22 protein-coding genes are annotated in these 24,215 nt (G+C 51.9%); 19 read left to right on the top strand and 3 right to left on the bottom strand.

Features of this window, described 5'->3' with window-relative positions; genetic code table 11:
• Nucleotides 1–87: 87 nt before the first annotated feature.
• The 11 genes from QQ91_RS14405 to QQ91_RS14455 all read left to right on the top strand — a co-directional run bounded on the left by QQ91_RS14405 (nt 88) and on the right by QQ91_RS14455 (nt 10,849).
• Nucleotides 88–525 carry a hypothetical protein gene (locus tag QQ91_RS14405; RefSeq protein ID WP_166282889.1) on the top strand — a complete coding sequence of 146 codons (438 nt, stop codon included), beginning with the start codon at nt 88–90 and terminating at the stop codon, nt 523–525.
• Between the two features lie 40 nt (nt 526–565).
• Nucleotides 566–1,402: a type III CRISPR-associated RAMP protein Csx7 gene (csx7, locus tag QQ91_RS14410; protein WP_166282891.1), complete on the top strand. Its 837-nt coding sequence runs from the start codon at nt 566–568 to the stop codon at nt 1,400–1,402.
• A 41-nt stretch (nt 1,403–1,443) separates the two neighbouring features.
• Nucleotides 1,444–2,412, top strand: a complete 969-nt coding sequence (locus tag QQ91_RS14415) for an RAMP superfamily CRISPR-associated protein (protein WP_166282893.1) — start codon at nt 1,444–1,446, stop codon at nt 2,410–2,412.
• Entirely contained in the window at nt 2,409–2,855 is a 447-nt protein-coding gene (locus QQ91_RS14420) for a hypothetical protein (RefSeq protein ID WP_166282895.1), read from the top strand. The genes QQ91_RS14415 and QQ91_RS14420 overlap by 4 nt, the downstream gene beginning before the upstream one ends.
• The gene (locus tag QQ91_RS14425; RefSeq protein ID WP_166282897.1) at nt 2,842–3,867 is read left to right on the top strand and encodes an RAMP superfamily CRISPR-associated protein; all 1,026 of its coding nucleotides are present in this window, start codon (nt 2,842–2,844) and stop codon (nt 3,865–3,867) included. The genes QQ91_RS14420 and QQ91_RS14425 overlap by 14 nt, the downstream gene beginning before the upstream one ends.
• Nucleotides 3,867–4,508: a hypothetical protein gene (locus QQ91_RS14430; protein ID WP_166282899.1), complete on the top strand. Its 642-nt coding sequence runs from the start codon at nt 3,867–3,869 to the stop codon at nt 4,506–4,508. The genes QQ91_RS14425 and QQ91_RS14430 overlap by 1 nt, the downstream gene beginning before the upstream one ends.
• A gap of 363 nt (nt 4,509–4,871) precedes the next feature.
• Nucleotides 4,872–7,331, top strand: a complete 2,460-nt coding sequence (locus QQ91_RS14435; protein ID WP_236096198.1) for a tetratricopeptide repeat protein — start codon at nt 4,872–4,874, stop codon at nt 7,329–7,331.
• Nucleotides 7,332–7,388: 57 nt separating this feature from the next.
• Nucleotides 7,389–7,682 (top strand): DnaJ domain-containing protein, encoded by a 294-nt coding sequence (locus QQ91_RS14440; protein ID WP_166282901.1) that lies wholly within the window; start codon nt 7,389–7,391, stop codon nt 7,680–7,682.
• Nucleotides 7,683–7,687: 5 nt separating this feature from the next.
• Nucleotides 7,688–8,224: a nucleotide exchange factor GrpE gene (locus QQ91_RS14445; protein ID WP_166282903.1), complete on the top strand. Its 537-nt coding sequence runs from the start codon at nt 7,688–7,690 to the stop codon at nt 8,222–8,224.
• Between the two features lie 82 nt (nt 8,225–8,306).
• The gene (locus QQ91_RS14450) at nt 8,307–9,869 is read left to right on the top strand and encodes an Hsp70 family protein (protein ID WP_166282905.1); all 1,563 of its coding nucleotides are present in this window, start codon (nt 8,307–8,309) and stop codon (nt 9,867–9,869) included.
• Between the two features lie 584 nt (nt 9,870–10,453).
• Nucleotides 10,454–10,849 (top strand): hypothetical protein, encoded by a 396-nt coding sequence (locus tag QQ91_RS14455; protein ID WP_201277472.1) that lies wholly within the window; start codon nt 10,454–10,456, stop codon nt 10,847–10,849.
• A 106-nt stretch (nt 10,850–10,955) separates the two neighbouring features.
• On the opposite strand, the gene QQ91_RS14460 is transcribed toward QQ91_RS14455, so the two are convergent.
• Together QQ91_RS14460 and QQ91_RS14465 are read right to left on the bottom strand one after the other, a co-directional pair.
• Nucleotides 10,956–11,630 (bottom strand): response regulator transcription factor, encoded by a 675-nt coding sequence (locus QQ91_RS14460; RefSeq protein WP_166282909.1) that lies wholly within the window; start codon nt 11,628–11,630, stop codon nt 10,956–10,958.
• A gap of 76 nt (nt 11,631–11,706) precedes the next feature.
• The gene (locus QQ91_RS14465; RefSeq protein ID WP_166282911.1) at nt 11,707–12,759 is read right to left on the bottom strand and encodes a sensor histidine kinase; all 1,053 of its coding nucleotides are present in this window, start codon (nt 12,757–12,759) and stop codon (nt 11,707–11,709) included.
• Between the two features lie 872 nt (nt 12,760–13,631).
• Here QQ91_RS14465 and kdpA point away from each other — a divergent pair.
• The 8 genes from kdpA (at nt 13,632) to QQ91_RS14505 (ending at nt 23,827) form a co-directional block, all read left to right on the top strand.
• Nucleotides 13,632–15,317, top strand: a complete 1,686-nt coding sequence (kdpA, locus tag QQ91_RS14470; protein WP_166282915.1) for a potassium-transporting ATPase subunit KdpA — start codon at nt 13,632–13,634, stop codon at nt 15,315–15,317.
• Between the two features lie 59 nt (nt 15,318–15,376).
• Nucleotides 15,377–17,443: a potassium-transporting ATPase subunit KdpB gene (gene kdpB, locus QQ91_RS14475; RefSeq protein ID WP_166282917.1), complete on the top strand. Its 2,067-nt coding sequence runs from the start codon at nt 15,377–15,379 to the stop codon at nt 17,441–17,443.
• A 26-nt stretch (nt 17,444–17,469) separates the two neighbouring features.
• On the top strand, nt 17,470–17,670 hold the full coding sequence (locus QQ91_RS14480; RefSeq protein ID WP_166282919.1) for a potassium-transporting ATPase subunit F: 201 nt from the start codon (nt 17,470–17,472) through the stop codon (nt 17,668–17,670).
• Between the two features lie 85 nt (nt 17,671–17,755).
• Nucleotides 17,756–18,325: a K(+)-transporting ATPase subunit C gene (kdpC, locus tag QQ91_RS14485; protein WP_166282921.1), complete on the top strand. Its 570-nt coding sequence runs from the start codon at nt 17,756–17,758 to the stop codon at nt 18,323–18,325.
• A 58-nt stretch (nt 18,326–18,383) separates the two neighbouring features.
• Complete coding sequence (locus QQ91_RS14490) at nt 18,384–19,463, top strand: universal stress protein (RefSeq protein WP_250833365.1); 1,080 nt, start codon at nt 18,384–18,386, stop codon at nt 19,461–19,463.
• Between the two features lie 141 nt (nt 19,464–19,604).
• Entirely contained in the window at nt 19,605–20,690 is a 1,086-nt protein-coding gene (locus QQ91_RS14495) for a DUF362 domain-containing protein (RefSeq protein WP_166282925.1), read from the top strand.
• A gap of 652 nt (nt 20,691–21,342) precedes the next feature.
• Nucleotides 21,343–22,110, top strand: a complete 768-nt coding sequence (locus QQ91_RS14500) for a hypothetical protein (protein ID WP_166282927.1) — start codon at nt 21,343–21,345, stop codon at nt 22,108–22,110.
• 181 nt (nt 22,111–22,291) lie between these two features.
• The gene (locus tag QQ91_RS14505; protein ID WP_236096199.1) at nt 22,292–23,827 is read left to right on the top strand and encodes an ammonium transporter; all 1,536 of its coding nucleotides are present in this window, start codon (nt 22,292–22,294) and stop codon (nt 23,825–23,827) included.
• Nucleotides 23,828–23,968: 141 nt separating this feature from the next.
• On the opposite strand, the gene QQ91_RS14510 is transcribed toward QQ91_RS14505, so the two are convergent.
• Entirely contained in the window at nt 23,969–24,169 is a 201-nt protein-coding gene (locus QQ91_RS14510; protein WP_166282931.1) for a hypothetical protein, read from the bottom strand.
• Between the last annotated feature and the right edge of the window lie 46 nt (nt 24,170–24,215).

Genomic DNA, 24,215 nt, shown 5'->3' on the forward strand with positions numbered 1-24,215 from the left:
ACACAATGTCGTGGATGCTCTCATTGCTCTATTTTCTGGAAGCCCCAAACCTTTCTTACTTCAGCCTGAGTAGTTACAATTAATCAGATGGATCCCAAAACTCAGTTAAAACTTCAACAAAGAATTCTAGAGCAGGAAGATAACTTGGTCAGTTGGATTCAAGATGCGCTAGATAACTCCAGCTACGGGAAATTTAATCCCCAGAAAAAGGAAGAAGAAAAATTATTAGAAGAATCTCAGTTCAGAAATTTAGTCAGCGTCTCAACTTCAACCGCCAGTGCTGAGGTTGTCAAAAACTTTCTCCGGTATCAGGTGGGGCGGGGTGAAAAATGGGGTAAAGGGAAGGGATCTCTTGCAAACTGCATTATTGCTCAAATTGACAAGGAAATCAAAGAAACTGCGGATAAAATTGCATCTGAGTTAGACATTCAGGAACATTCGTCCGCAATTGCGATGAATTTAATTCGGCGATATTTGGGGTACGGCGCACGGTATCTCACATATCTCAATAAAGGGCAGCAATAAATTTTAGTACCTGTGATGGATAAATAGTGGGAGCCGTATCATGTTTGATATCTTCAAAAATCGTCTTGAAATGACCGCTACTCTGACCACGGTGACCGCAATGCGAATCAGTGAGGGACGGTCGCTAGATCCCATTGGGCCAGATCTGCCCGTGATCAAAGATGCTTTAGGACAACCCTATATTCCAGGATCGAGTTTCAAAGGGGCTATGAGATCTCGGTTAGAATCCTTTGTACGCGCTATCGTTGATGAATACCAGTACCCAGTCTCTAACCCTGCCGAGGAGAGCGAATGGGCAATTACCAGCGCTCAACTCAAAGACATTAAGAAGAAATTTGAAAGTCAGGACCACGCTGATCAGCAATTAACCCATGAAATCTTGGAGAAGACTGATATTGTCTCTCGCGTGTTTGGTTCCCCCTGGATGGCATCCAAGTTACAAATTCGCGACTTACCGGTTCAAGCAGATGGTTGGTTTGGACAGTACCAGGAACGGGACGGTGTCTCCATTGATCGGGATACGGAAACGGCAGCTGATAGCAAGCTCTATAATTATCAGGTCGTTCCTGCCCATACGGCATTTGAGTTCCAGGCTGTAGTCGAAAACGCGACACCCGCAGAGCTGGGTTTAATCCTCTTTGGTTTGCATCAATTTCAAACCCAGCAGATTCCATTGGGAGGCGGGCGATCGCGGGGATTGGGTGTCGTTGAGCTATCGGAACCAAAGTTTGATTGGTTCGAGGCAACCACGCCCGAAGTTCTACTGCAGTACTTAAAAGAAAATGTCGAGAATACGCGAATTGTAAGTAATCTAGCTCCAGAATTACGGGAAGCATGGTCAAAGGAGCTGATTGATTATCTGAGCGCAAAAGCCTAGGGCGCGTCGGGTTTACTCTGTCGTTATTCAATCCAACCACCATGCATAAGCGTCTCGTTAACTATTTCACCCTCGAATTAAGTCTTTGCCCCTGTGGTCCGATTTTAATTAAATCAGGACAAGAGGGAGCAGACCCTTCGAAGCCAGCTATGGAGTTCGTTGAAACCCTATACAAGCAGGATCAGAGCATTTATTTACCAGGCAGTTCCCTGAAAGGCGCGTTGAGAGCCCAAGCGGAACGGATTGTGCGCACCGTCGGCAGTGACCGTCGTCCTGAGAATCCAGCAAAGCTCTGGGCCGCAGACCCACTCAAGCTTGAAGAATATGAGTACTTAGATCAACAAGAGAAAGATAAAAAAAAGAAAAAAGAAGGGGCTGAAATTTACAAGTTATCATCCTTTACCGACCAAATTTTTGGCAGTATTGCGATCGCTAGCCGTTTTCGAATTGAAGATGCTTATCCAGAAGATATGGAGGCACTCAAAATTGAGGAACGAAACGGGGTGGCGATTGATCGAGTGTTTGGTTCAGTAGCCAATGGGCCATTTAATTATGAGGTGTGTACTGCAGGATCCTTCAAAACCAAACTTCATCTCAAAAACTTTTCACTAGCGCAACTCGGCTTAATCGCTTTAGTGCTGCGAGATCTCAACGATGGCTGGTTCGGTATTGGATTTGCCAAATCTAGAGGACTGGGCCAGGTTGAAGTTCAAGTTGAGAAGGCCACGATTCAGTATCCGAGCTGTGTGTTAGAAGGAGATGAGATCAGGCTCATGGGTCGAAATTTCAATCCACCTAATTGTTCCATTTTAGGGGCGGGTGAGTTCTTAGGGGCTGAAGCTGAAGGCTATGGCTACCCTCAGCCAGATCATCAAAGAACCTCTGTAGAAGCAGCACCAATGCCCTTCAACTTTGGGGTGCAACAAGTCTGGCAAGGTAATGCAATTTATCATGACTTATTCCCTCAGGTTGTTCAATCCTGGTCGCAGATTGTGGAGGTGGCTGCATGAACCCGTTTGTGGGTGTTAAAACAGTTGAGAGCTTGAAGGAACTCAAAGATGTACTTGAAGACTTTTACAAGTCGGATAGTTATTGGTTTCTAAAGTGGCCTCATGAGGTTAGTGGCTTCATCGACCAATCGCTTGAAAATCTTAAGTTGAGTCATGACGGACAACTGATTCATGCCGACCACGAAATTCGTTGGCAACGGAAAAACAGCCATTACAGTCTTTTATTATTGGCCTCAGATTACGGCAAACAGGATTTTAAATCTTTAGAAGGGAACTGGAAAATACGAGAGGTTTCAGGAATGGTATATGAACCGCCTATTCCCAAGTTTGCCACCTTAAAACCATCTCCCATTCAGGTGCGGCAACGGTATTTTATTGATGCACGCACAGAAACCATCCGCTTTGTTGCTTTAATCCCCAGAAACGCCAATGCCAGAAAATAAGGATCGTCCCCAATATCCAAATCAGCCAGTAAATCCAAAACCCTATTCAGTGGTTGAGTTTGACGGTAGCAAACTTCAGCGATATAGGCCGATGGATTATGGCCACAATAAATATCGAGACAACCTCTTTCACGGTTCATTTTCTTTGCAATTAAAGGTTCAAACAGCTCTTCATGTTTCAACCGGTGTCGTCGTAATGGGGAAAGATGTGGGGTCAAAAGTTCCATTGATTAAAACCATGCAGACCTCCCAGGATAAATTAACCATTCCTGGCAGCTCATTGAAAGGAGCCTTACGGTCTATCTTTGAAGCCTTGACCAATAGTCCTCTCGGAGTGATAACCGGCAAATACAAGTCGAAAATGCCGGTGCGGTTGTTGCCATCAAAAGGCGAAGACCTCAACCCAGCAAGCTTATTGTTTGGGGCAATGAGTTGGCAAGGACTTGTCCACTTTAAGGATGCTGTGGGGACGTCCCCTGGAACCCAAGTGGGATTTATGCCTTCGATGTATTCTCCCCAACCTGACAAGAGAGTAGCTTATTTTATTAATGGCCTTGCCGTTGGCCGAAAATTCTATTACCACGCAGTGGCAGCAGTTAGTGGAGGCGATCGCGGTGTTCCCGTGCAGCAGGTTGGAAAAAACTATTCCTTCAAGACTTCTATTCAGTTCCGTAATTTATCTGAGGCTCACTTGGGTGCTCTCCTGATTAGTCTGGGCCAGGATCCTGATTATCCTTTTGCGATTAAGTTGGGTGCAGGAAAGCCCGTGGGTTTTGGGACAGTTGTCGTAGAAGTAACCCATCTGGAATGCAGGGATAACCTTAAATCTCGCTACCAGTCCTATCGCAGCGATCAATCTCATAAACTTGAGGGAGAAGCTTTACGGAAACGAATGGAGGTAGCTATGCAAGCTGCTCATCAAACTCAATTGGTGAACAAAAGAGCACTGGAATCTCTAGCTAGAATCCTGCAATGGCCCACTGACCGCGAAGCTCTTAGGGGGAATTACTAATGGAGAAGCTGGATAATTTGACTGAAACTCAGTGGAGGGTTGCGGATGCGATCGCGATGAGTCTGGCGAGGCAGGACAAATTTGATAATAATGAGTTTAAGAAAGCGATCGCTTACCTTCGGAGCCATCTTGATCGTGAAAACTCGGGTGAAAAATTTTTTAGCTATCTTGAGACTCTAGCGCGGCAAGGAGATCGGGTTGGCCACAGCAAAAAAACTCGTGCATACTACGAACATATTCAAGAGGTATGTCAGCAGTTTTTAGCCTCTAATTATAAGAGCCAACCTACAGTTATGCTTTATATTTTGGGTTGGGCTAGCCGTCTTGTGCAATATTACCTTGACGCTCCTCCAGCAGAGACCCAGATTATTTCCGAGATTCCCTCAGAGCGAGAGGTCGAACTGCAAAAGATATACGAGTCCGTTAATGTTGAGGTCGGGCAACTCATTAAGGCAACGGTTGCTGCGATAAACACAGATAGTAAAGTGACTTTTGAATTTCTTGGTGGGATTCGCCGGTCCCGCAAAGAGCCCAAATATGTGAAAGAGTTGGTGGTAGGTCAGCAAGTTACGTTGGAAATCATTGATGTTGATAACGACAGCAATGTTAAAAAGATTAAGTACTGTCCTGACTTAGGATAGCTCTTTAACTAGAAAATGTCTTTTCCATCGGTTGTCATTACGGACTTGTGAGTTACACTACACATTGTTATCCCACTCCGGTCAACTGAATTAGCATTTTGATCCATATCCTCTGGCGCTGATGGTGCCTGGATTCTAACAGAAACAGAGCAAGAGCGTCGCGGGCAGCGCCTTTAGCTGAGCGGCTCAGGGAACTTGAAATCGATCCAGATGAGGTTTGATCGGGAAGCGATCGCCGGTTGAGTGCTTAAAGAACTGTTACTGTATCTATTTCAGGACTCAATCGAACCTAAGATTAAGATAGAGATACCTAAACCGTCCGTTGAATCTTGCAAGTAGCACTCAGGAAGGAGATTTAGTTCTTTGGGTAAGCGTCCAGGAATCCGGAAAGAATTAGCGCAGATTCTACCATCTAGTCAAACGCTGGAACAGCAACTCAACGAATTGCTGAAAAAAAAGCAGTACAGCAAAGCGATTCGTAGATTGCAGCAATCGCTCAAGCGAGATCCAGAGCAAAAGCTCAGCATGACAGAAGCGGATATCTGGCTGCAGCAAGGTAAGGACGAGTTCGAGCAATCTCGATACTCACAGGCGGAGGAATCCTTTCGACAAGCAATGACGCTGGGACCGGCCGACCAGTCCCATTACTGGTTAGCGAAAACCCTGCTGGCTCAACAGGAGAAAGAGAAAGCTCTGGCGCTATTTCAATCAGCCTTTGAGGATAAAACTCTGCCGAAGGATCTGGGGGGATGTTATTTAAAGTTGCTGTTTCTAAACGGGCAAGCGGACGTAGTTGAGACGTTGATCAAAACGAAATCGAGTCGCTTTTATGCTCCCCATTTGCATTGGTCCCGAGGTGTGCTGGCTTTGAAATCAGGGACCCCGGAGGCTGCCCTGAGCCATTTCGAGAAAATGGGACGTCAGGCGAGTCCGGGGGATTACCTAGCGACTTGGAGAGTCTATGCGCACCAATGTGCTGGACAATGGTCTAAAGCTCAATCCCTGTTAGGACTGCATCAGCCCTGGTTGAAGAGGCTACCCTTCCGTGAGCCCCGCCCTCAGCATCCTGCAAAACAGCGATTAGTTTTCCACCAGATTGCTCGGGATCCTCAAACCCAGGGATCATCAGAACAATGGTCGGAGTTGCAAGCGTCTCATCTCCCGCAAAAAGCGGATGTATGGGTTCTGGAATTGCTGTCATTGATTCGGGATGACGCCCTCCATAAGGCCGCGCATCTGGTGCTTGAGCTTACAGCCGAGACTGCCAAACGCTACCCTGAACTCCAAGCGCTCTATCGTCCCCTACTGCTGTTGGGGGGGGATCAAGCCTTTCAAGAAGATGCAATGGCTTGTGCCGCCCACTTTTGGGAATCGGTGGTCCACACTCCCACCTTTGATCCCAAGTTAGCCCTGCGCCTGCATCAAGCGTACGATGCATCAGGCGATCACCGACAGGACATTCAATTACTGGCTCAGCTGCTGGGTTGGGTCAGGCAAGAAGCGAAACGGACGCCCCAAGATTGGCCAGAAACGAAGCTAAGGGCCACGCTGGCTCAACTTTATTGCTGGCTTGCGGATCAGCAGATGCTTATCGGTTCCTATCGCGAGGTAGATCGCAGTATTGATCAAGCCGTTCAGCTCGCGCCTAACTCGCCCGAGGTGATTGCGCGTCAGGGACTGCGGGCCTTCTCAAAGGGGAAAGCTCAAGCCGCCATTCCCCTCTTAACTCAAGCCCTGGAATTGGGCTGTCAATATCAGGACACCTATTACGTCTTGGTGGAAGTCTTGGAGCGCACAGGAGCATCCGAAACCTTAAAGTCTGTGCGCCGTAAGTTTGGTCAGCGCTTTGGGGACGTGGGGGTCGAGACCGAGGTGGAGATACCCGCGTGGTTGGCAGCCTTGAGTTTCAAAAATTATGAGATCATGGAGGACTTCGTTGAGGAGGAGGACAAGCCAACCCCAGCGCTCAGCGCCCTGGAAATCTTTTTAGGTGCGGCAGAGGATGAACCCAGTAGCGCGCAAAAGGTGACCATCAATCAATCCCAAGCCCTGTCCCAATGGGATGAGTTGCTGCGCTCGCACCCCCCGCAGATTCAGGTTGACATTCTCAAGGCGATTTACCTGGTAATTCAGCAGCATGCCAGACGCAATCAAAAGGGAATCACGGCCCTGCAAGGTCACTATGCGAAACAGCTTGTTGATTTGATGGATGAAGTGCCGCAGGCTCGAAGGGCTCACCTGATGATCTTGGCTCTGAAAAATCTGTCCACCGAGCGCTTGGCGATCGCAGTGCAGAGTACCCTGCAGCGTGAGATTGAGCCAGGAAACACCTTGGCCCTGGCGCATTTAGAATTAAATCACGTTGTGCCCAATCGAAAACTTGGTCCCTTCATTGAGAAGCAGCTCAGTCAAGAGCCACAAAATCCGCTCCTGTTACTGGCCCAAGCGACCCTTTCTCCAAACCGCTCTCCCACCTATCAACGGTATTATGACCAAGGATTTGAACTGGCCCGTCGCTTACAAGATGCGACGGCCCTCCAGGCCTATCGGGAAGAAGATTGGTTTAAGGCCCAGGCCTTAACCGGTCAGATGCTAGGACTTCGCCGGGGCCGGTTCAACGAAGTTGACCAGTTGGATATGGCGGAGCTGTTGCAGCAAATGGCGGAGAAAATGCTGGGCCGGAATGTCCCGCCCGAACTCCTTGAATTGCTGATGCCCAAATTACAAGCGCAGATGTTCAACGAATTTTATGAGGATGAAGATGACCCGATCTTTTTGCCACCGCCGCCGCGAAAATCTGCAAACAGGAAGCGCAAGCGCTAGTTTGACCTTTAGGACCCATGGACCGATCTCCCCTAGCCCCGTTAAGGATTGACACCGATGCCCGATCACTATGACCGCCTAGGGGTCTCCGCCGGAGCTACCCCCGCTGAACTCAAGGCCGCTTATCACGCAAAACTCAGAGAATTTCCGGCCCATAGCCACCCTCAGGAGTTTAAGGCCATCCGATCTGCCTATGAAGCCCTCCGGAAGGCCCCCCAGCCCCAGGGGGACTTCTTTGACCTCCCTCCCATTCAGGTTGAGCTGGATGAAACCCTCATCACTCAAATGGAACAGCGGGCCAGATCTGCAGCGGATGTTACGCTAGAAGACCTCATTTTGCTGACCTTTTAATCCTCATGACCCAATCGCCGCGAGAACTCGCCCAGCAAAAAATTCAGATGCGCAAGCAACAGCAAAAACTGTTAGTGGATCTACTCACGGTTATGGATGCCCTGGACCGCGCCTCAGCGCATTGGCACCAGGCCCAGCATTCTCCGAATTCTTCAGTGTCGTCCAACGCCTCTCCAGCCCTGCCTTGGTGGCAACGATGGCGGCAATGGTTAAGATTAGATCCCCCTGCTGAAGGTTCTCCAGAAGCAAGCACAGGCAGCGTAGCGGATGTTGTTGACAGTGCTCGGGATGGCATGGATATGATCCGTGAGTCGATGCTCTCCGTACTCAGTCAACATCAGGTTGAGCCGATCTCGACCCACGGTGAGCCTTTTGACCCCAACACCATGCATGCCCTGGGTCAGCGGACTGAGTCTCAGGTCCCCCCGCAGACGGTGGTGGAAGAAGTTGTGCGAGGCTACCGCTGGCAAGACCGGGTGTTGAGAGAAGCACAGGTGATTGTAGCGGTGCCCCCGGCCGAGAAGCCTTCCCCAGAACGTTAGTCTGCCGTCTCGATCGGATCTTGTGGGTTTTCCTAAATACCCTTTAATCTTAGAGCAAGATAGCAAATGGGGAAGTCGTGCTATGACGCAGGTGGTTGGTATTGATTTGGGCACTACTAATTCTTTGATTACGGCCCTAGAGGAAGGACAGCCCTGGGTGATTCCGGATGAGGAGGGGGTAGAACTCCTGCCCTCTTGTGTGGGGCTGAGCGAAGCAGGAACGCTGTTGGTGGGACAGCCGGCACTGAGGCAATACGCGGCGGCCCCAGAGCGAACCGTCAAATCAATTAAGCGGCAGATGGGGACTGATGCCCGCGTTCGCCTGGGTGAGCAGGACTATAGCCCCCAAGAAATCTCTGCGATCATTCTGCGTGCGCTCAAACAACGGGCGGAAGCGATGTTAGCGGAAGCCGTCACCCAGGCCGTGATTACGGTTCCAGCCTATTTCACCGATGCTCAGCGACAGGCGACGAAGGAAGCGGGGGAAATTGCTGGGCTAGAGGTGTTACAAATCCTGAATGAACCCACCGCTGCCGCCCTGGTCTTTGATGCCCGCTCCGAAGAGACGGAAAATGTGCTTGTCTATGATTTGGGAGGAGGCACCTTTGATGTTTCGATTGTGGAAATTACCGGGACTGTCACCGAGGTGCTTGCCAGCCATGGCAACAACCGCCTCGGGGGGGATGATTTCGACCGCCTGCTGCAGCGCCACCTAGCGGATCAGTTCTCGCGCAGTCATGAGATTGACCTGCCAACCGATGCTGCCACGCAAGCGAAGCTCCTGCAGGCCGCGGAACGGACCAAAATTGCCTTGAGCGAAACGGCCTTCACGAAGGTGCGTGAGCCCTTCCTCGCCAGCAAGGGCGAAACAGCGCTGCATTTAGACGTGGAGATCTCTCGAAAGGAGTTTGAAGCCTTGATCCGGCCACTGCTCCAGGAAACCCTGGAGGCGATTGACCGAGCCCTCAGCGATGCGCAGATGACGGCAGATGACCTTGACCGGGTCATTCTGGTGGGAGGGTCAACCCGTATTCCTTTGGTGCAGAGTTTAGTGGAAACTCACTTGAGCGCCGTACCGGTCAATCACTTTGACCCCGATCTTTGTGTGGGCTTGGGGGCAGCCTTACAGGCTGGCATTTTATCCGGGGAAGAGATTGATTCAATTTTAGTGGATGTCATTCCGCATTCTTTGGGCATTGCAACCATCATGGATACACCAGTGGGGCCGATCCCAGGCCTGTTTAGTACCATTATTCCTCGTAACAGTGTTATTCCCACCTCCCAGTCGAAGGTCTATCGCACAGCGTCTGATCAACAGGAGATTGTCGAAATTGAGGTCTTTCAGGGGGAAAATGCGATCGCCCGCGAAAACGTCCCCTTAGGGTCCTTTCAGGTCGAGGGGCTGCCACCAAAACCTGCCGGTGCAGTTGAAATTGAAGTCCACTTTGATTTTGACCTCAATGGCATCTTGACGGTCACGGCCACTGAAAAAGGGAAAGGACAGCAAAACTCTTTGGTGGTAAACCATCCAGAAACGGGGAGAATGTCCAGTCATGACCTAGACCAGTCCCGAGAGACCATTGAATCGTTGTTTGAACACATCCCTCTGTCTCTAGTGGAGATAGAAACAGAGTCGTTCACGTAAGATGGAGGGCGATCGCCCGGAAGATTGACTGTCTTGGAAAAACATTCCTCACGGGGACCTGTCACGATTCCCTAGAGGCCTTGAAGGAGGCCATGGAGCAAGAGGGTCCTCCGGAGATCGTCAAGCGGGATCAAGGAAGCCCATTCACCTCCCAGGGGTTCGCCGAACGGCTCCAGAAATCAGGAAGTTGGCTCAGTTCCCGATTATCCCGCCTATTTCCTATCCGACGAGACAACCCCGCTCACCCTCGGGTAAGCCGTTGATGCGGCCACTGCGCCCCCCTTCGATCGCAAAACCAATAGGGGCTTGCATCACGCTGCGATGAAAGTAGAACTCCTGATTCTGTCCTTCAGAATTTATCAGGGTCCGGAGGGTCCGGAGGACTGACATCTCCAACGGGGCTGAAAAGTTGTTACAGTGAACGGAAAATTCCTAGCCGCCTGACTGTGGCTGCATGGCTGTGGCTGCATGGCTGTGGCTGCATGGCTGAGAACCGTATGACTCTCAAAGTCCTGAGAAAGAAATTGGGAATAGTGGCGCTTAGCAGTGGCCTCGCAGGCTTAATATGTGGGGTCGGGACGCATGTGTTCAGTATCAATAGGTACGCAGTCCCCGCCTTCTGGCTTCTGCTGCTGCTATCCTTCATGACCGCCGTCCTGAGTTTTCCGCGCTGGAGATCGCGGTTGGCACTATTCCTGATCCCAGTCGCCTTGGTCTTGTCTGGAGGTGGAACCTCCTACAGTTACTACGGCACCCTGCCGGCCCCCGATGGGCAGTATGCACTGGTGGTCTACAGTCGCATCCTGCCGCTGGCGCTCCCAGGGCAGGGCAGTGATGCACCGGCTTACGTGCAGCTACAGGATAGAGCGGAACGAGTTGTGGGGTCCACCTACGTGACCATGGCACAACAGGTGCATTCAGCGGAATGGGCTGCGGAGGAAGTCCGATTTGCAGAGGGCAGTAGCATTGCCTTGCCCTGATCCCTATGGATCTAGACAAGATCCCTGGATCAAGCAGAGATCCCCAGGATCGCGGTCCCTAGGGGGCCTTGCGCCGCTAAGGTGCGGCCCATCTTATTCTGAGCCCCTAATCGGCAGGGAGAACTAGCCCGGTTTGAATGGCCCAGATTGCAGCTTGAGTGCGATCGCGCACCGCGAGCTTTTGCAAAATAGTATGCACATGCACCCGCACGGTTCCAGAGGTAATGTAAAGTTCCTCTGCAATTTCCTGGTTACTTTTGCCATTGGCCACCAGGACTAAAATCTCCTGTTCTCGCTTGGTTAAGGGATTTACTGCATCGGGCAAGGATTCTAGCAGGGAAGTTGAGGAGGGGGACTGAAAGGCAGCCTGAATTTCCTGAGAGGCGATCGCATCCCACCAGGAAGCCCCGGCCGCCACCGACCGAATCGCCAGGATGAGGATTTCAGCGGCCACCCCCTTGACGCAATATCCTTGGGCCTGGGCTTCAATCAGGCGGTTGATCAGCGCAGGTTGGGAGTGGGAAGTGAGAATCAAGATGGGTAGATGGGGATGAGTTTGCTTGATCTGGCGGCAGGTTTCAATGCCACCAATGCCCGGCAGCCCCACATCTAAAATCACCACCTCAAACAGCTGCTCATGGACGAAGGCAATTGCGGTTTCTCCATCTTCGGCTTCGGCCACAACCTCCAAACCGGGTTCCTGAGTTAGCCGAGTCACCAGCCCCAGCCGAAACAGCTCGTCATCTTCAACCAGGAGGATCCGAATCAGGGGAGAGGACATAGAGACGCAAGTCAGTGGTGAGAGGGAGGGGATGCGATGAAGGCTACACCATGCAGAGCATCCAGGGTGAATCTGTTCAAGAGTCTAGGGGCAAGCAAAAGGCAAAGATAGCTCCTTGGGGCGATCGCTGCTCTGCCCATATTTTACCGCCATGGGCCACAATGATTTGACGGCTCAGGTAAAGCCCCAAGCCCGACCCCTTGGCTTGGCGATCGTCGTGTCCCTGGTAAAACCGTTCAAAGAGGTGGGGCAAGTCGTGCTCAGGAATGCCCTGGCCTTCATCTAGAATTTGCACTAGGTAATCGTTGTTTTTGAGCGTAATGGAAATTTCCACCTTACGACCTCGGGGAGAATGGTTGATGGCATTCGTCAGCAGGTTATTAAAAACCCGCTGCAGTTGAAAGGCATCGGCATTTACGCAATAGGCCTGGCGAAAATCAGAATCTCGCTGACGCAGACATAGATGAATTTGCCGGGACGTGGCCAGGGGCGTGAGCTGCAGGATGACGTCTTCAGCCAGCTTGGTCAGATCCACCACCGTCCGCTGCAGGTGAAGCCCCTCCATATCATTGCGGTAAACATCCATCAGGGTTTCTACCAGTTGCAGGGTCATGCAGTGACTGCGGTTCATAATGGCAATCGCCCGCTGCTGGGCAGGGGTAATGGCACCAAACTGTCCAGACTGAAAGGCCTTTAGGGTTTCCAGAGCACCCAACAGAGGCGTTTTCAAGTCGTGAGTTAAGGTAGAGACAAAGTCTTCGCGCACCTTTGCCAGTTGAGTCTGGGTCGCCAGCTGCACCTGTTGCCGCAGCATCGCCGCTTCGTATTGCTGAATGCGATCGCTCAGCCAGGCCGTCACGATGAGCGCCAAAACGGTGATGGTGCGATTCGCCAAGGTAATGGGCCGAATCGGCTCAACTCCGGGAATCCACAAATTTAGCAAGGTTAAACCTACTGCAATGCCTGTTACCCAGAGGGTTTCCCGGTGCCCAAGCCGCACGCTGGCCAGCAACACCGCCCCAATGTAAAGGTATCCAAAGACGTAAGGGGATGGGGTGCTGTATTCTAGGCCAATCACGACCAGAAAAAGCATGGCTAAAAACCAGTGGGTGCGAGTCCAGGTACGCATGGTGGAGTCGGGGAAGGACTGAAAGGGGAATTGCCCTAAAGATCTCAACGTATTGGGAGATCTTCAGGGCAGGCTAGATCAGAACAAGGCTGGGATGTATCCTCCTATGCTAAGACAAAACCTTCACTCTCTCGATACAGATCAAGCAGCCTATACCATTTGATATAGCTGGAAATAAAATCTCCTAAACAGAGTCCATCGGCTGGTTTAGACCCGCATTTATAAATTGTCGCTAAACCCATCTCTATACCTTGCATAAGCCCACAGGTCGCGGCAAGCTAGGGACATGAATGAATTAGATTTTCAGTTTAATGATTTCTTTTTTCGTTCGTTATTGTCCGTTTTTAATTAGGCCCTCCAGCTTGATCTTGAAAGATATTTATTCGTTGCACTCCTATGCGTTGCCCTAACGTATCAATATCCAGAAAATGATGAAGCCAGAACTTCTGTCGAGCTTGATATGTGCCAACAGTCAACATATCGGATGCTCAATCCAGGCAGTCGTCATCCCTCACTCTTGTTTCATGCTGGAACTCGTGCGCAATGGGACATTAATTCCGGCTTCGGAAAAGCCTATTATTATGGCCCATGATTGGCTACTTGCCGTCACCCTTCAGCCCTTCCAATTGCCAACACTTCAGGTTTATTTAAGGCGAACTCGTCCTATTTCCTGGAAACAGGAATTTAGAAAGCGGTCAAAGGATGGCTAAAATCTCTGAGATTCTGGCCTAGAGAACCGCTGTATCAAGCCCGCTTTTTCCCTCGCAGTCCATGTGCTGCCTACCCCTTAAACAGAGATGATGGCCGCAAGCTTCAAGAATTAATCCTTTAAAAATTCTATTTTTAGCGTTAGTTTGAGTCGAGAGAGTTCCATGCTGCCAGCTTTTGTACAAATTGTCTTAATTCTGGCCCTTTTGATGGCCACTGCCCCCCCGCTGGGACATTATATGGCGGGGGTTTTTCAGGGGCAGTCCACCTGGCTTGACCCGGTTATCGGTCCCCTTGAGCGTCTGATCTTCGCCGGTTCAGGCATTGCTCAAGGCCGCACCATGACGGGTCGCCGCTACATCAGTGCCCTGCTGATTAGCAATCTGGTAATGGGGATCTTGGTATTTCTGATTTTTATGCTTCAGGGGAGTTTGCCCCTGAACCCAACAGGGTTATCTGCCCCCTCCTGGGATTTAGCCTTACACACCGCTATTTCCTTTGTGACCAACACCAATCAGCAGCATTACGCCGGAGAAACAACCTACAGCTATTTCGCTCAGGTAGGAGCCCTGGGGTTTTTGATGTTTACTTCGGCGGCCACCGGCATTGCCGTCGCGATCGCCTTTATTCGCGGTCTGGCCGGGCAGCCCCTCGGCAATTTTTACCAGGATTTGGTGCGGTCCATTACGCGCATTCTGCTGCCCATTTCCCTGGTGGGGGCGATCGCCTTACTGATTGCCGGAGTCCCGGAAACCCTAGCGGGGCCAGCCCAGGTCACCACTCTGGAAGGGGCGACCCAATGGATTGCGCGTGGCCCCGTGGCCCACTTTGAAATCATTAAGCAGCTAGGGGAAAACGGAGGCGGATTCTTTGGGATTAACTCCGCCCACCCCTTTGAAAATCCCAATAATTTCACCAACCTGCTGGAAACGGTGATTATGATGGTGATTCCCGCGGGCCTGATCATCACCTACGGCATCATGGCCGGTAACCCCAAGCAGGGGTGGTTAATCTTTTGGATGGTCTTTGTTTTCTATGCCATATTGATTAGCATCACCACAGCGGGCGAATTTCAGGGGAACCCCCTGGTCAATCAAATCCTGGGAGAAACCCAACCCAACCTAGAGGGCAAGGAAGTCCGGTTCGGCTGGGCTTTGACAGCGCTGTGGGCCGTATCCACCACGGGAACCATGTGTGGCGCCGTCAATGGCATGCATGATTCCCTCATGCCCCCTGGTGGCTTTGTCACCCTTTCGAATCTGTTCCTGCAAATCATCTGGGGGGGACAGGGCACGGGCACAGCCTACCTGTTTGTTTTCCTGATCCTGACGGTGTTTCTGACGGGGCTGATGGTAGGGCGGACCCCGGAATTTTTGGGCCGCAAAATCGAAAAGCGAGAAATTGTACTCGCCAGCTTAATTTTGCTGATTCATCCCATTGCGATTCTGGTTCCGGCTGCCATCACGCTGGCGTTCCCGGAAATCCTGTCGGGCATCAGCAATCCCGGCTTTCACGGCATCTCCCAGGTGGTCTATGAATATGCCTCTGCCGCCGCCAACAATGGGTCCGGCTTTGAGGGGCTAGGCGATAACACCCTCTGGTGGAATTTGAGTGCCAGTTTCTCCCTGATGGCCGGGCGCTATGTGCCCATTGTGGCGCTGATTCTGTTGGCAGACGGCATGGCCCGCAAGCAATCTGTCCCCGAAACCAGCGGCACCCTGCGCACCGATACACCGCTGTTTACCGGAGTCACCGCTGGGGCAATTGTCATCCTTGGCGCTCTCACGTTTCTGCCTATTCTGGTGCTCGGCCCGGTGGCTGAAGGCTTCAATCTTGCCTCAAGGCTCTGATCCCAGGACGATCCCACCTATTTATTCCTGACTATTCTCAATTCCTGATTTCTCTAGCCATGACATCAACCCTTTCACGATCGGGCGGACCGCGCCAACAGCGGCGACACATGCCCAAGGCAAACCTTGCGGATCTCTATTCACGGGCGTTGCGGGAGGCCTTTGGGAAACTCAACCCCAGAATCATGATCAAAAATCCGGTCATGTTTATCGTTTGGGTGGGCACCTTGATTACCGCTTTGCTGACCCTGAATCCCAATTTATTTGGCAGGAGTTCAACCTCTGCTGGGTTTAATGCTTCAGTGACGGTGATTTTGTTATTGACCGTGCTCTTTGCTAACTTTGCAGAGGCAGTGGCCGAAGGACGGGGAAAAGCACAGGCCGATGCGCTGCGTTCGACGCAAACCCAAACCTATGCTCAGCGAATATTGGCCGATGGTTCGGAGGAAAGGGTCAGCTCTACGGATCTGCGCCGGGGCGATCGCATTGCCGTTTCTGCGGGCGACCTCATTCCCGCCGATGGCGAAGTTCTAGAAGGCGTGGCGTCCGTGGATGAGTCCGCTATTACCGGAGAATCCGCGCCGGTGCTGAAGGAACCCGGTTCGGATGTGGCCAGTTCTGTTACTGGGGGAACGCGCATCCTTTCCGATAATCTGGTCATCCGCGTCACCGCCGATCCTGGCAAGGGCTTTATTGATCGCATGATTGCCCTGGTGGAAGGGGCCGAACGCAGCAAAACCCCCAACGAAATTGCCCTGACGGTGTTGCTGGCGGTACTGACCCTGGTGTTCTTAATCGTGGTGGCCACCCTGCCGCCTCCGGCCCACTACATTGATAGCCCGGTGAGCATCACCCTGCTGATTGCCCTCTTGGTGGCCCTGATTCCCACCACCATTGGAGGATTGCTCAGTGCAATTGGCATTGCTGGCATGGATCGAGTGGCGCAGTTTAACGTGGTGGCCACCTCCGGACGAGCGGTAGAAGCCTGTGGCGATATCAGCACCCTGGTGCTGGATAAAACGGGCACCATTACCCTGGGCAACCGTTTGGTGGAGGAATTTATTCCGGTGCAGGATCACTCGGTGGCGGAGGTAGCGGCGATCGCATTGGCGGCCAGCATTTTTGATACCACCCCCGAAGGCAAATCCATCGTGCGCCTGGCCGAGAAACTGGGAGCCACTCTCCCCTTTGATCCGCAAACCGCAGAGGGGGTTGAATTTTCGGCCCGCACCCGCATGAGCGGCACCGATTTGCCCGACGGCGGCGAATTTCGTAAAGGGGCCGTGGACGCAATTCGCGGATTTGTGCGATCGCGAGGAGGGCAGGCCCCCGCCGACTTGGATGCGGCCTATGAGCAAGTCTCTCGCTTAGGGGGAACACCCCTAGCAGTCTGTCAAAACCACGACATCTATGGCGTGATATACCTCAAAGATATCATTAAGCCCGGTATCCAGGAACGCTTTAATCAACTGCGGCGAATGGGCGTTCGCACCATTATGCTCACTGGAGACAACCGCATTACGGCCTCAGTCATTGCCAAAGAGGCCGGAGTCGATGACTTCATTGCTGAGGCTACCCCCGAAGACAAAATTCAGGTCATTCAACAGGAGCAAGCTGCAGGCAAGCTGGTGGCCATGACCGGGGACGGAACCAACGATGCTCCTGCCCTGGCTCAGGCCAATGTGGGACTGGCCATGAACTCCGGCACCCAGGCAGCCAAGGAAGCGTCCAACATGGTTGATTTAGACTCCGATCCCACAAAGCTGATTGATCTAGTCACCATTGGCAAACAGCTGCTAATTACCCGAGGCGCCTTAACCACCTTTTCCCTGGCCAACGACATCGCCAAATACTTCGCGATTATCCCAGCCATGTTCACCAGCACTGGTATTGGTACCCTCAACGTCATGGGCTTAAACAGTCCCCAATCCGCTGTTCTTGCAGCGTTGATCTACAACGCCCTGATCATCCCCGCCCTGATTCCCCTGGCCCTGCGGGGGGTAAAATTTCGTCCCCTGAGTGCCAATCAATTACTTCAGCGCAACATTTTAATCTACGGCTTGGGCGGCCTTATTGCCCCATTTATCGCTATTAAACTCATTGATCTTAGTCTTTCCAGGCTCTAACACCTGCTGAGAACCTTTAAACTACGATGTATCCCAAAATTTCCACCTGGCCTCGCTTAATTTTTCTGGCCTTTCTCTTGAATACAGCCATTGCCCCAGCGGTTTGTGCCGTTAGCGATGGCACAATGAGTCGCGGTACTGCCTACGCCCTGGGCCTCCTGGGAATTGTTGTGGTACTGCTGGCGGTCTATCTGGCTTGGGTGATTGTCCAGCCCGAAAGGTTTTGATCCAGAAGCGGACCACCCAGATCGCGGCCCCCCTGTTCTGCTTTGATTGGCAGTTGTTAATTCGCACATTCGGAGACTTTCCACAATGAAAAACCTATTGATCAGTATCCGCAGTACGGCTTTGCTCTGGGTCTTGACCGCATTCCTTTATCCAGCAGTGATCTTAGTCTTCGGACAGGTGGCCTTTCCCTACCAGGCTAATGGCAGCTTGATGACCAATGCTCAAGGAGAACTCATTGGTTCAAGATTGATTGGACAAAGCTTCACCTCCGATGAATACTTCTGGGGTCGCCCCAGCACTGTTAACTACAGCACAGGGGACGAAGCCGCACCCACCGGGATTTCGGGGGCCAGTAACCTAGCTCCGGATAATTCTAATTTGCACTCTCGCCTGCAAGCCGAAGTGCAACGCCTGAAGGGACTGGGGATTGATCCCACTGCTGATTTACTCTATAGCTCCGGGTCAGGTCTGGACCCGCACATCAGCCCGGCAGCGGCTCAGGCCCAGATTAACCGGGTTGCCCAGGCAAGATCCCTTTCCCCCGATCAACTCGAAACCCTCATCGCTGAGCATACGGATCACCGCTTTTTAGAACTATTGGGGGAACCAGGCGTGAATGTCCTCACTCTTAATGTAGCCCTGGATAGTCTTTAACCTCGTCCCCTCAATGATCCACTCCAGTGAATTCCAATCCTTGCCGGTTTCTAACTCCATGGCACCTCCATCCTTGTCGCGCCGGGGCAAACATAAAATCTTTATCGGCATGGCACCGGGGGTTGGCAAAACCTATCGCATGCTGGAGGAGGGACAACAACTAAAGCAGGAAGGGCTAGATGTGGTGGTGGGGCTGTTGGAGACCCATGGCCGGGAGGAAACAGCTCAAAAAGCCACGGGGCTGGAGCAAGTTCCCCTAAGGGAAATGATCTGGCAGGGGCGATCGCTGCGGGAAATGGATACCCAGGCTATCCTGGCTCGATCCCCCCAGCTTGTTCTCATTGATGAGCTGGCGCACACCAATGTTTCTGGTTCTGAGTACCCCAAACGCTATCAGGATGTGGAGCGGATTCTGGCAGCGGGCATTGATGTCTATTCCACTTTGAACATTCAGCATCTCGAAAGCTTAAATGATCTGGTGCTCAAAATTTCTGGAGTGGTCGTACGAGAGCGCATCCCGGATCGTCTCCTGGATGAGGCCGATGAGGTGGTGGTGATCGATGTGACTCCCGAAACTCTGCAAGAGCGTCTGCAGGAGGGCAGAGTTTATGCCCCCGAAAAGATCGATCAGGCCCTTCAAAATTTCTTTAAGCGCCAAAATCTCGTTGCCTTAAGGGAGCTGGCTCTCAGGGAGGTGGCCAACAACATTGAGGAAAATAGTAGAGAGATTGATTTAGAAGGCCATCATACGATCCATGAACGCATTCTGGTTTGTATTTCCACCTATCCCAATTCGATTCAGCTTCTGCGGCGGGGAGCGCGCATTGCCAGCCAACTCAATAGCCGGCTCTTTGTGTTATTCGTTTCCCATCCCCATCAATTTTTATCCAAAGCAGAGGCGCTTCACATTGAAACCTGTCAGGGCCTGACCCAGGAATTTGAAGGAGAGTTCATTCGTCACGAGTCTGATGATGTAGTGGGGACCATCGCCCAGGTTGCCAGGACGCATCATATTACCCAAATTGTCTTGGGAGAAACGCAGCGATCGCGCTGGCAGCTGTTCATGAAGGGGTCGATTGTTCAAAAGCTGATGCGCTTGCTGCCCCATGTCGATCTCCATATCATTGCCACCCACTAGAGATTCAGCCGGATAGAAGGACCAGGGTTATCTCATTCGGGAACGCCCTGCATTATAGTTTGGCGGACGCTAAAGTAGGGATCAGTCCCGGTGAACCGCCAGGGTTTGTTTGTCGAATTGTTCCTTCACTGGGTATGGACAATGTCTCCTGCTCCTCCTCCGCCAGATTTCAGCAGACGTGAACTGTTAAGGCTCGCCAGCCTGGCCGCCAGTAGCGCAGCCCTGAGCGTGGCCTGCCGGGGAACTTCCCAGTCCCCGGAAGCCGATCCCCAGAGGAATCTTGCTAGTCCCGCAGCAGCCTCCTCTTCCCCCACCACGCCCTCCGGGATGAGTCGCGTCGTGTTAATCCGCAGTGAAGATCGCGTTGCGGGGACGCGCCAGGCCATAGATCAGCTGCAGCCGGAGGGTCTCAAAGGTCAGACAGTGTTTCTCAAACCCAACTACAACACCGCCGACCCGGCTCCCGCCGCCACCGATTCGGCCCTCCTAGAGGCGATCATCCAGGAACTGCAAAACGCGGGGGCCGGTCCCATTACCCTTGGCGATCGCTCTGGCATGGCAAACACCCGCCAGGCCATGGAGACCAAGGGCGTGTTTCAACTGGCCGACCGCTATGGCCTAGAGGCCATCGTTCTGGACGAACTCGCGCAGGACGATTGGCAATATTTCCCAGCCGAGGGAACCCACTGGTCCAAGGGGTTTGCCTTTGCCCGCCCCGCGTTACAGGCAGGAGCGGTAGTCAACACCTGCTGCCTTAAAACCCACCGCTTTGGGGGCCATATCACCCTGGCTCTCAAGAATGCGGTGGGCCTAGTGGCCAAATACGTTCCAGGGGATTCCCATAATTACATGGGCGAGCTACATTCCTCTCCCCACCAGCGTCTGATGATCGCCGAGATCAACACTGCCTATGCCCCGGCCCTCATTCTCCTCGATGGGGTAGAAGCCTTTATCAAGGGTGGACCCGAGGCCGGGGACATTGCGAAGGCTGGGGTAATTTTAGCGGGCACGGACCGGGTCGCGGTCGATGTGGTGGCCATCGCCATTCTCCGACTTCTAGGCACCACCTCCGCTGTGGCCCAGGGGTCTGTGTGGCAGCTAGATCAGATTCAGCGGGCGGTTGAGTTGGGCTTGGGGGCCAACAGCGCCGAGCAAATTGAGATTGTCACCGTCGATCAAGCCGGTCAGACCCTGGCCGATCAAATCCAGGGCGTTATTCGCACCTAAAGGCACAGGAAGCCCACAAAATCCTCACAACTTGGGTTTGCCTTCTTCACACCCCCTGTCCCCGATGGAGTCTCTGCTGTCCCTGTTGACCTTCGGCAATCTCAACGGGAAGACAATACAGCATTCACCCCCTGTTGAACTCCCGAAAAAAACGGTGACCTGCGCACAATCCGTCCAGCCTCTCAGACCGGGTTTTCTGAACGGCGCCCACCAGTCACCACAGTTTGTCTCAGCAGACTGTATTGGTCGTCACATAATCAGGATCAAATAAATTTCTTTACGAAATAAAAATTAAAACATCTGGGTTCCAATTCCTCTACAGGGTTGATAATCTAGAGCAGTGACTTTATGATATATACCTTAAAAAACCCTACGTCCCTCCCAGGCTTCGTTCTATAAATCTCCAGAGGTCAAGGAATTTCAAGCCGGGGCTGTAGTAGGGATATTTTTGACACCCATCTCTAAATTTAAATCCGTTAAAGTTCCTCGATATTACACAGTTAGTTGATATTTTTTAGTCTTTTCTCAATCTCATCAAACCTCTCAAGATAGGCTACGTAAAAATTGGAGCTGGCAAAAAATCTACATCAGACAGACCTAAAAGCGGAAGGTTATGCTTCACTTCTAAAATCAACTTAGCAGGAGGATGTGGGTGCCAACCAATACCAACAAGTCAATTCGTTTCTTTAAGATTCAACGGTTAAAAAGAAAAAAGCACGTCCACTTTGACGGAAATAGTCTTTTTATTGGGCAACGGCAGTTTATCGCAGGCCCTGCATTTACCAAGCGCTGGAAAAGGGCAGCCATTGAGGTTTGCGCCAGCTTTATTGAAGCGGGCACGCCTAGCTTTATCGTGGAGAGTGAGGACTACTTTACCGTTTGGAAATGTTCCATTGCTCAGGCACCGCTGCCCTCCCCGACGCAGATCCCCCCTCAAAGCTCAGAACTGTCGGGGGAGCAGTTGCCACAGCCGTTACCCATGGCCTCAACTTCTTCCCAGCAGACAGGGGTTTCTTTTAAAAAAGTGCTGTCGGTGAGCTTGCCTTTTGTGATATTAGCGGCCATTGCCGTGCTGAGCCTTCGGCCCAGGGATGCTTGCCGCATTGCCTTAGACGGATCCTACGATCCCCATGGCCTCTCTCAGTGGGTTTCCCAAGCCCTGCAGCAACAGCAGGGCAATTATCTCTCCCAGCGGAACGCCATCATGGTGAGTCAGTATGGCTGCACCATTGTGGTGAAGGGCTATGTGCCAACAGTTAACGCTCAAAATGAAATCCTGGCGATCGCCAAGTCAACCCAGGTCAGGAACGATAGGCCTAATCACTGGTTCCTCAAGCTCTTTCAGTCAGAAAGAACAGAACCGTTACAGCCGGTGGCGGAGGTCATTAATCAGCTTGAAATTGGTGAGGAGACCCCTTAAGCATTTGCCCGCTACTCGGGCGACTTTTGCTTCACAGTTAACCCTATCCTCTCCAAAATCAAACTTTTTCCTCATTCCCGAGATAGGATAGGGCGCAGCTTTGATTGTCTTGCGCCTGAAAGAGTACAAGTTTTTACTGGCCTTAGCCCTAGGAGTTATGTCAAGCAGGAAAAGATATCAGTTGCTCCTCCCCTTAGCTCTGGGGATAATCATCGTTCTTGGAATTCCAGGGATCTTACTCGAAGGGTCAGCGGCCCAGAGCAATCCAGAGATTTTACAACGGCTACAGATCCTAGAACTTAAGCAACAGCAATTCCAGGTCACCCTCAATACAGTTTGGGTATTTTTCACGGGAACCCTGGTCTTTTTTATGAACGCTGGCTTTGCCATGCTAGAGTCGGGGTTTTGTCGCCGGAAAAACTCCATTACGGTTCTCGCCAAGAACTTAATTGTTTTCTGTCTGGCCACCTTTTCTTTTTGGATTCTGGGCTTTGGCCTTATGTTTGGGGATGGCACCCCCTGGTTTGGGACTTCGGGATTTTTTCTGGTGAGTCCCTCTGAAAATAGCCCCACCACTGGCGCAAACTATCGAGGGGTTTTTACAGCGCTCAACTGGGCAGCGCTGCCCCTCACCGCCAAGTTTTTTTTTCAGCTCACCTTTGCAGGGACGGCCGCCACCATTATTTCAGGAGCGATCGCGGAGCGGGTCAAATTCACCGCATTTTTATTGTTTAGTCCTCTGTTTGTCGGCATCGCCTATGCCATCGTTGGTCACTGGGTTTGGGGGGGCGGCTGGCTGGCTGAACTGGGGTTTTGGGACTTTGCAGGATCAACCGTTGTACATTCGGTGGGGGGATGGGCAGGGCTCATGGGAACCCTCATTTTAGGACCGAGGATTGGGAAATATTCCTCAATCTCAGAATCAGACTATCAGCAACTTTCCTTTAAGACCCGAAGCTTTCGATCCTGGGGCTCAGGCGGATCTCGATCTGGGATCACTCCGGCAAAACGCATTCACGCCCTGCCAGCAGAAAATCTGAGCCTTGCCACGCTCGGATGTCTGATTCTCTGGGTGGGATGGTTTGGATTTAATGCCGGGTCGACCCTTGAGGCCAATACAGCAGCCATTGTGCATATCCTTCTCAACACCCTCATGGCTGGGTCCCTAGGTGGAATTGGAGCCACCATTGGCGGATGGATCTATCTGAGCAAACCCAGTCTTTCCTTCATCATCAATGGAATCTTAGCGGGTTGCGTGAGTATTACCGCCGCATGCGCTTACGTCGATGTGGGTTCGGCGGCAATTATCGGGCTATGCGGGGGATTAATCGTCATTTTTTCCACCATCTTGCTGGATAAGGCCCTGATTGATGATCCGGTGGGGGCCATTCCGGTGCATCTGTGCTGTGGCATCTGGGGAACGCTCTGTGTGGGGCTCTTTAGCGATGGTCCCACCCTTTATCCCCGGTATGGCATCTTAGAAGGCCCGGCCCTGGGGCTTTTAAAAGGGGGAGGTTTAGAGGTCCTGGGGTTCCAATTCTTAGGGATTATTGCGATCGCCGCCTTCACAATTGTGTTCAGTCTTTTGACCTGGGGATTGATTCGCCTAATGTTGAATCACTCATTGCGGGTCAGTCGCACACAGGAACTACTCGGCTTGGATGATGCGTTTGACGATAAGGCCGATGAATTCCACAATAAAGCCAGCGCAGGTTAAAAGGGCAATGAGGATAAAGGAGAGGTATCATGGACGCCTAAGGCAGATCCCTACCTGGGAGAAGCCCCTCCAGACAGCTTAGGGCTAACGCCCCTTGGCGATCCATGAGTCAGCCTTACACCAGAGCGCTACACCAGAGCCTTACACCAGAGTGCGACTAGACGCTGGGGACACGGGAGCACCACTGTAGATGCTCCAGTCATAAATACCGCCTCGCATCAAGGATGGCTCGGCTCGTCGGATTTCAGGCTCAGATGCCTCTAGGAGGATAATATAGTCCCCCTGGTTCAGGCGTTCGTCAAAGTATCTCGCTCGCAACTTCTCAATAACAGTTGGGGGCAATTTCTCAAGAAGCCCTGGTAGCTATAATAAGCTACGAAGACTGTTC

The organism is Lyngbya confervoides BDU141951, assembly GCF_000817775.3.
Taxonomy (GTDB): domain Bacteria; phylum Cyanobacteriota; class Cyanobacteriia; order Thermosynechococcales; family Thermosynechococcaceae; genus Lyngbya; species Lyngbya confervoides.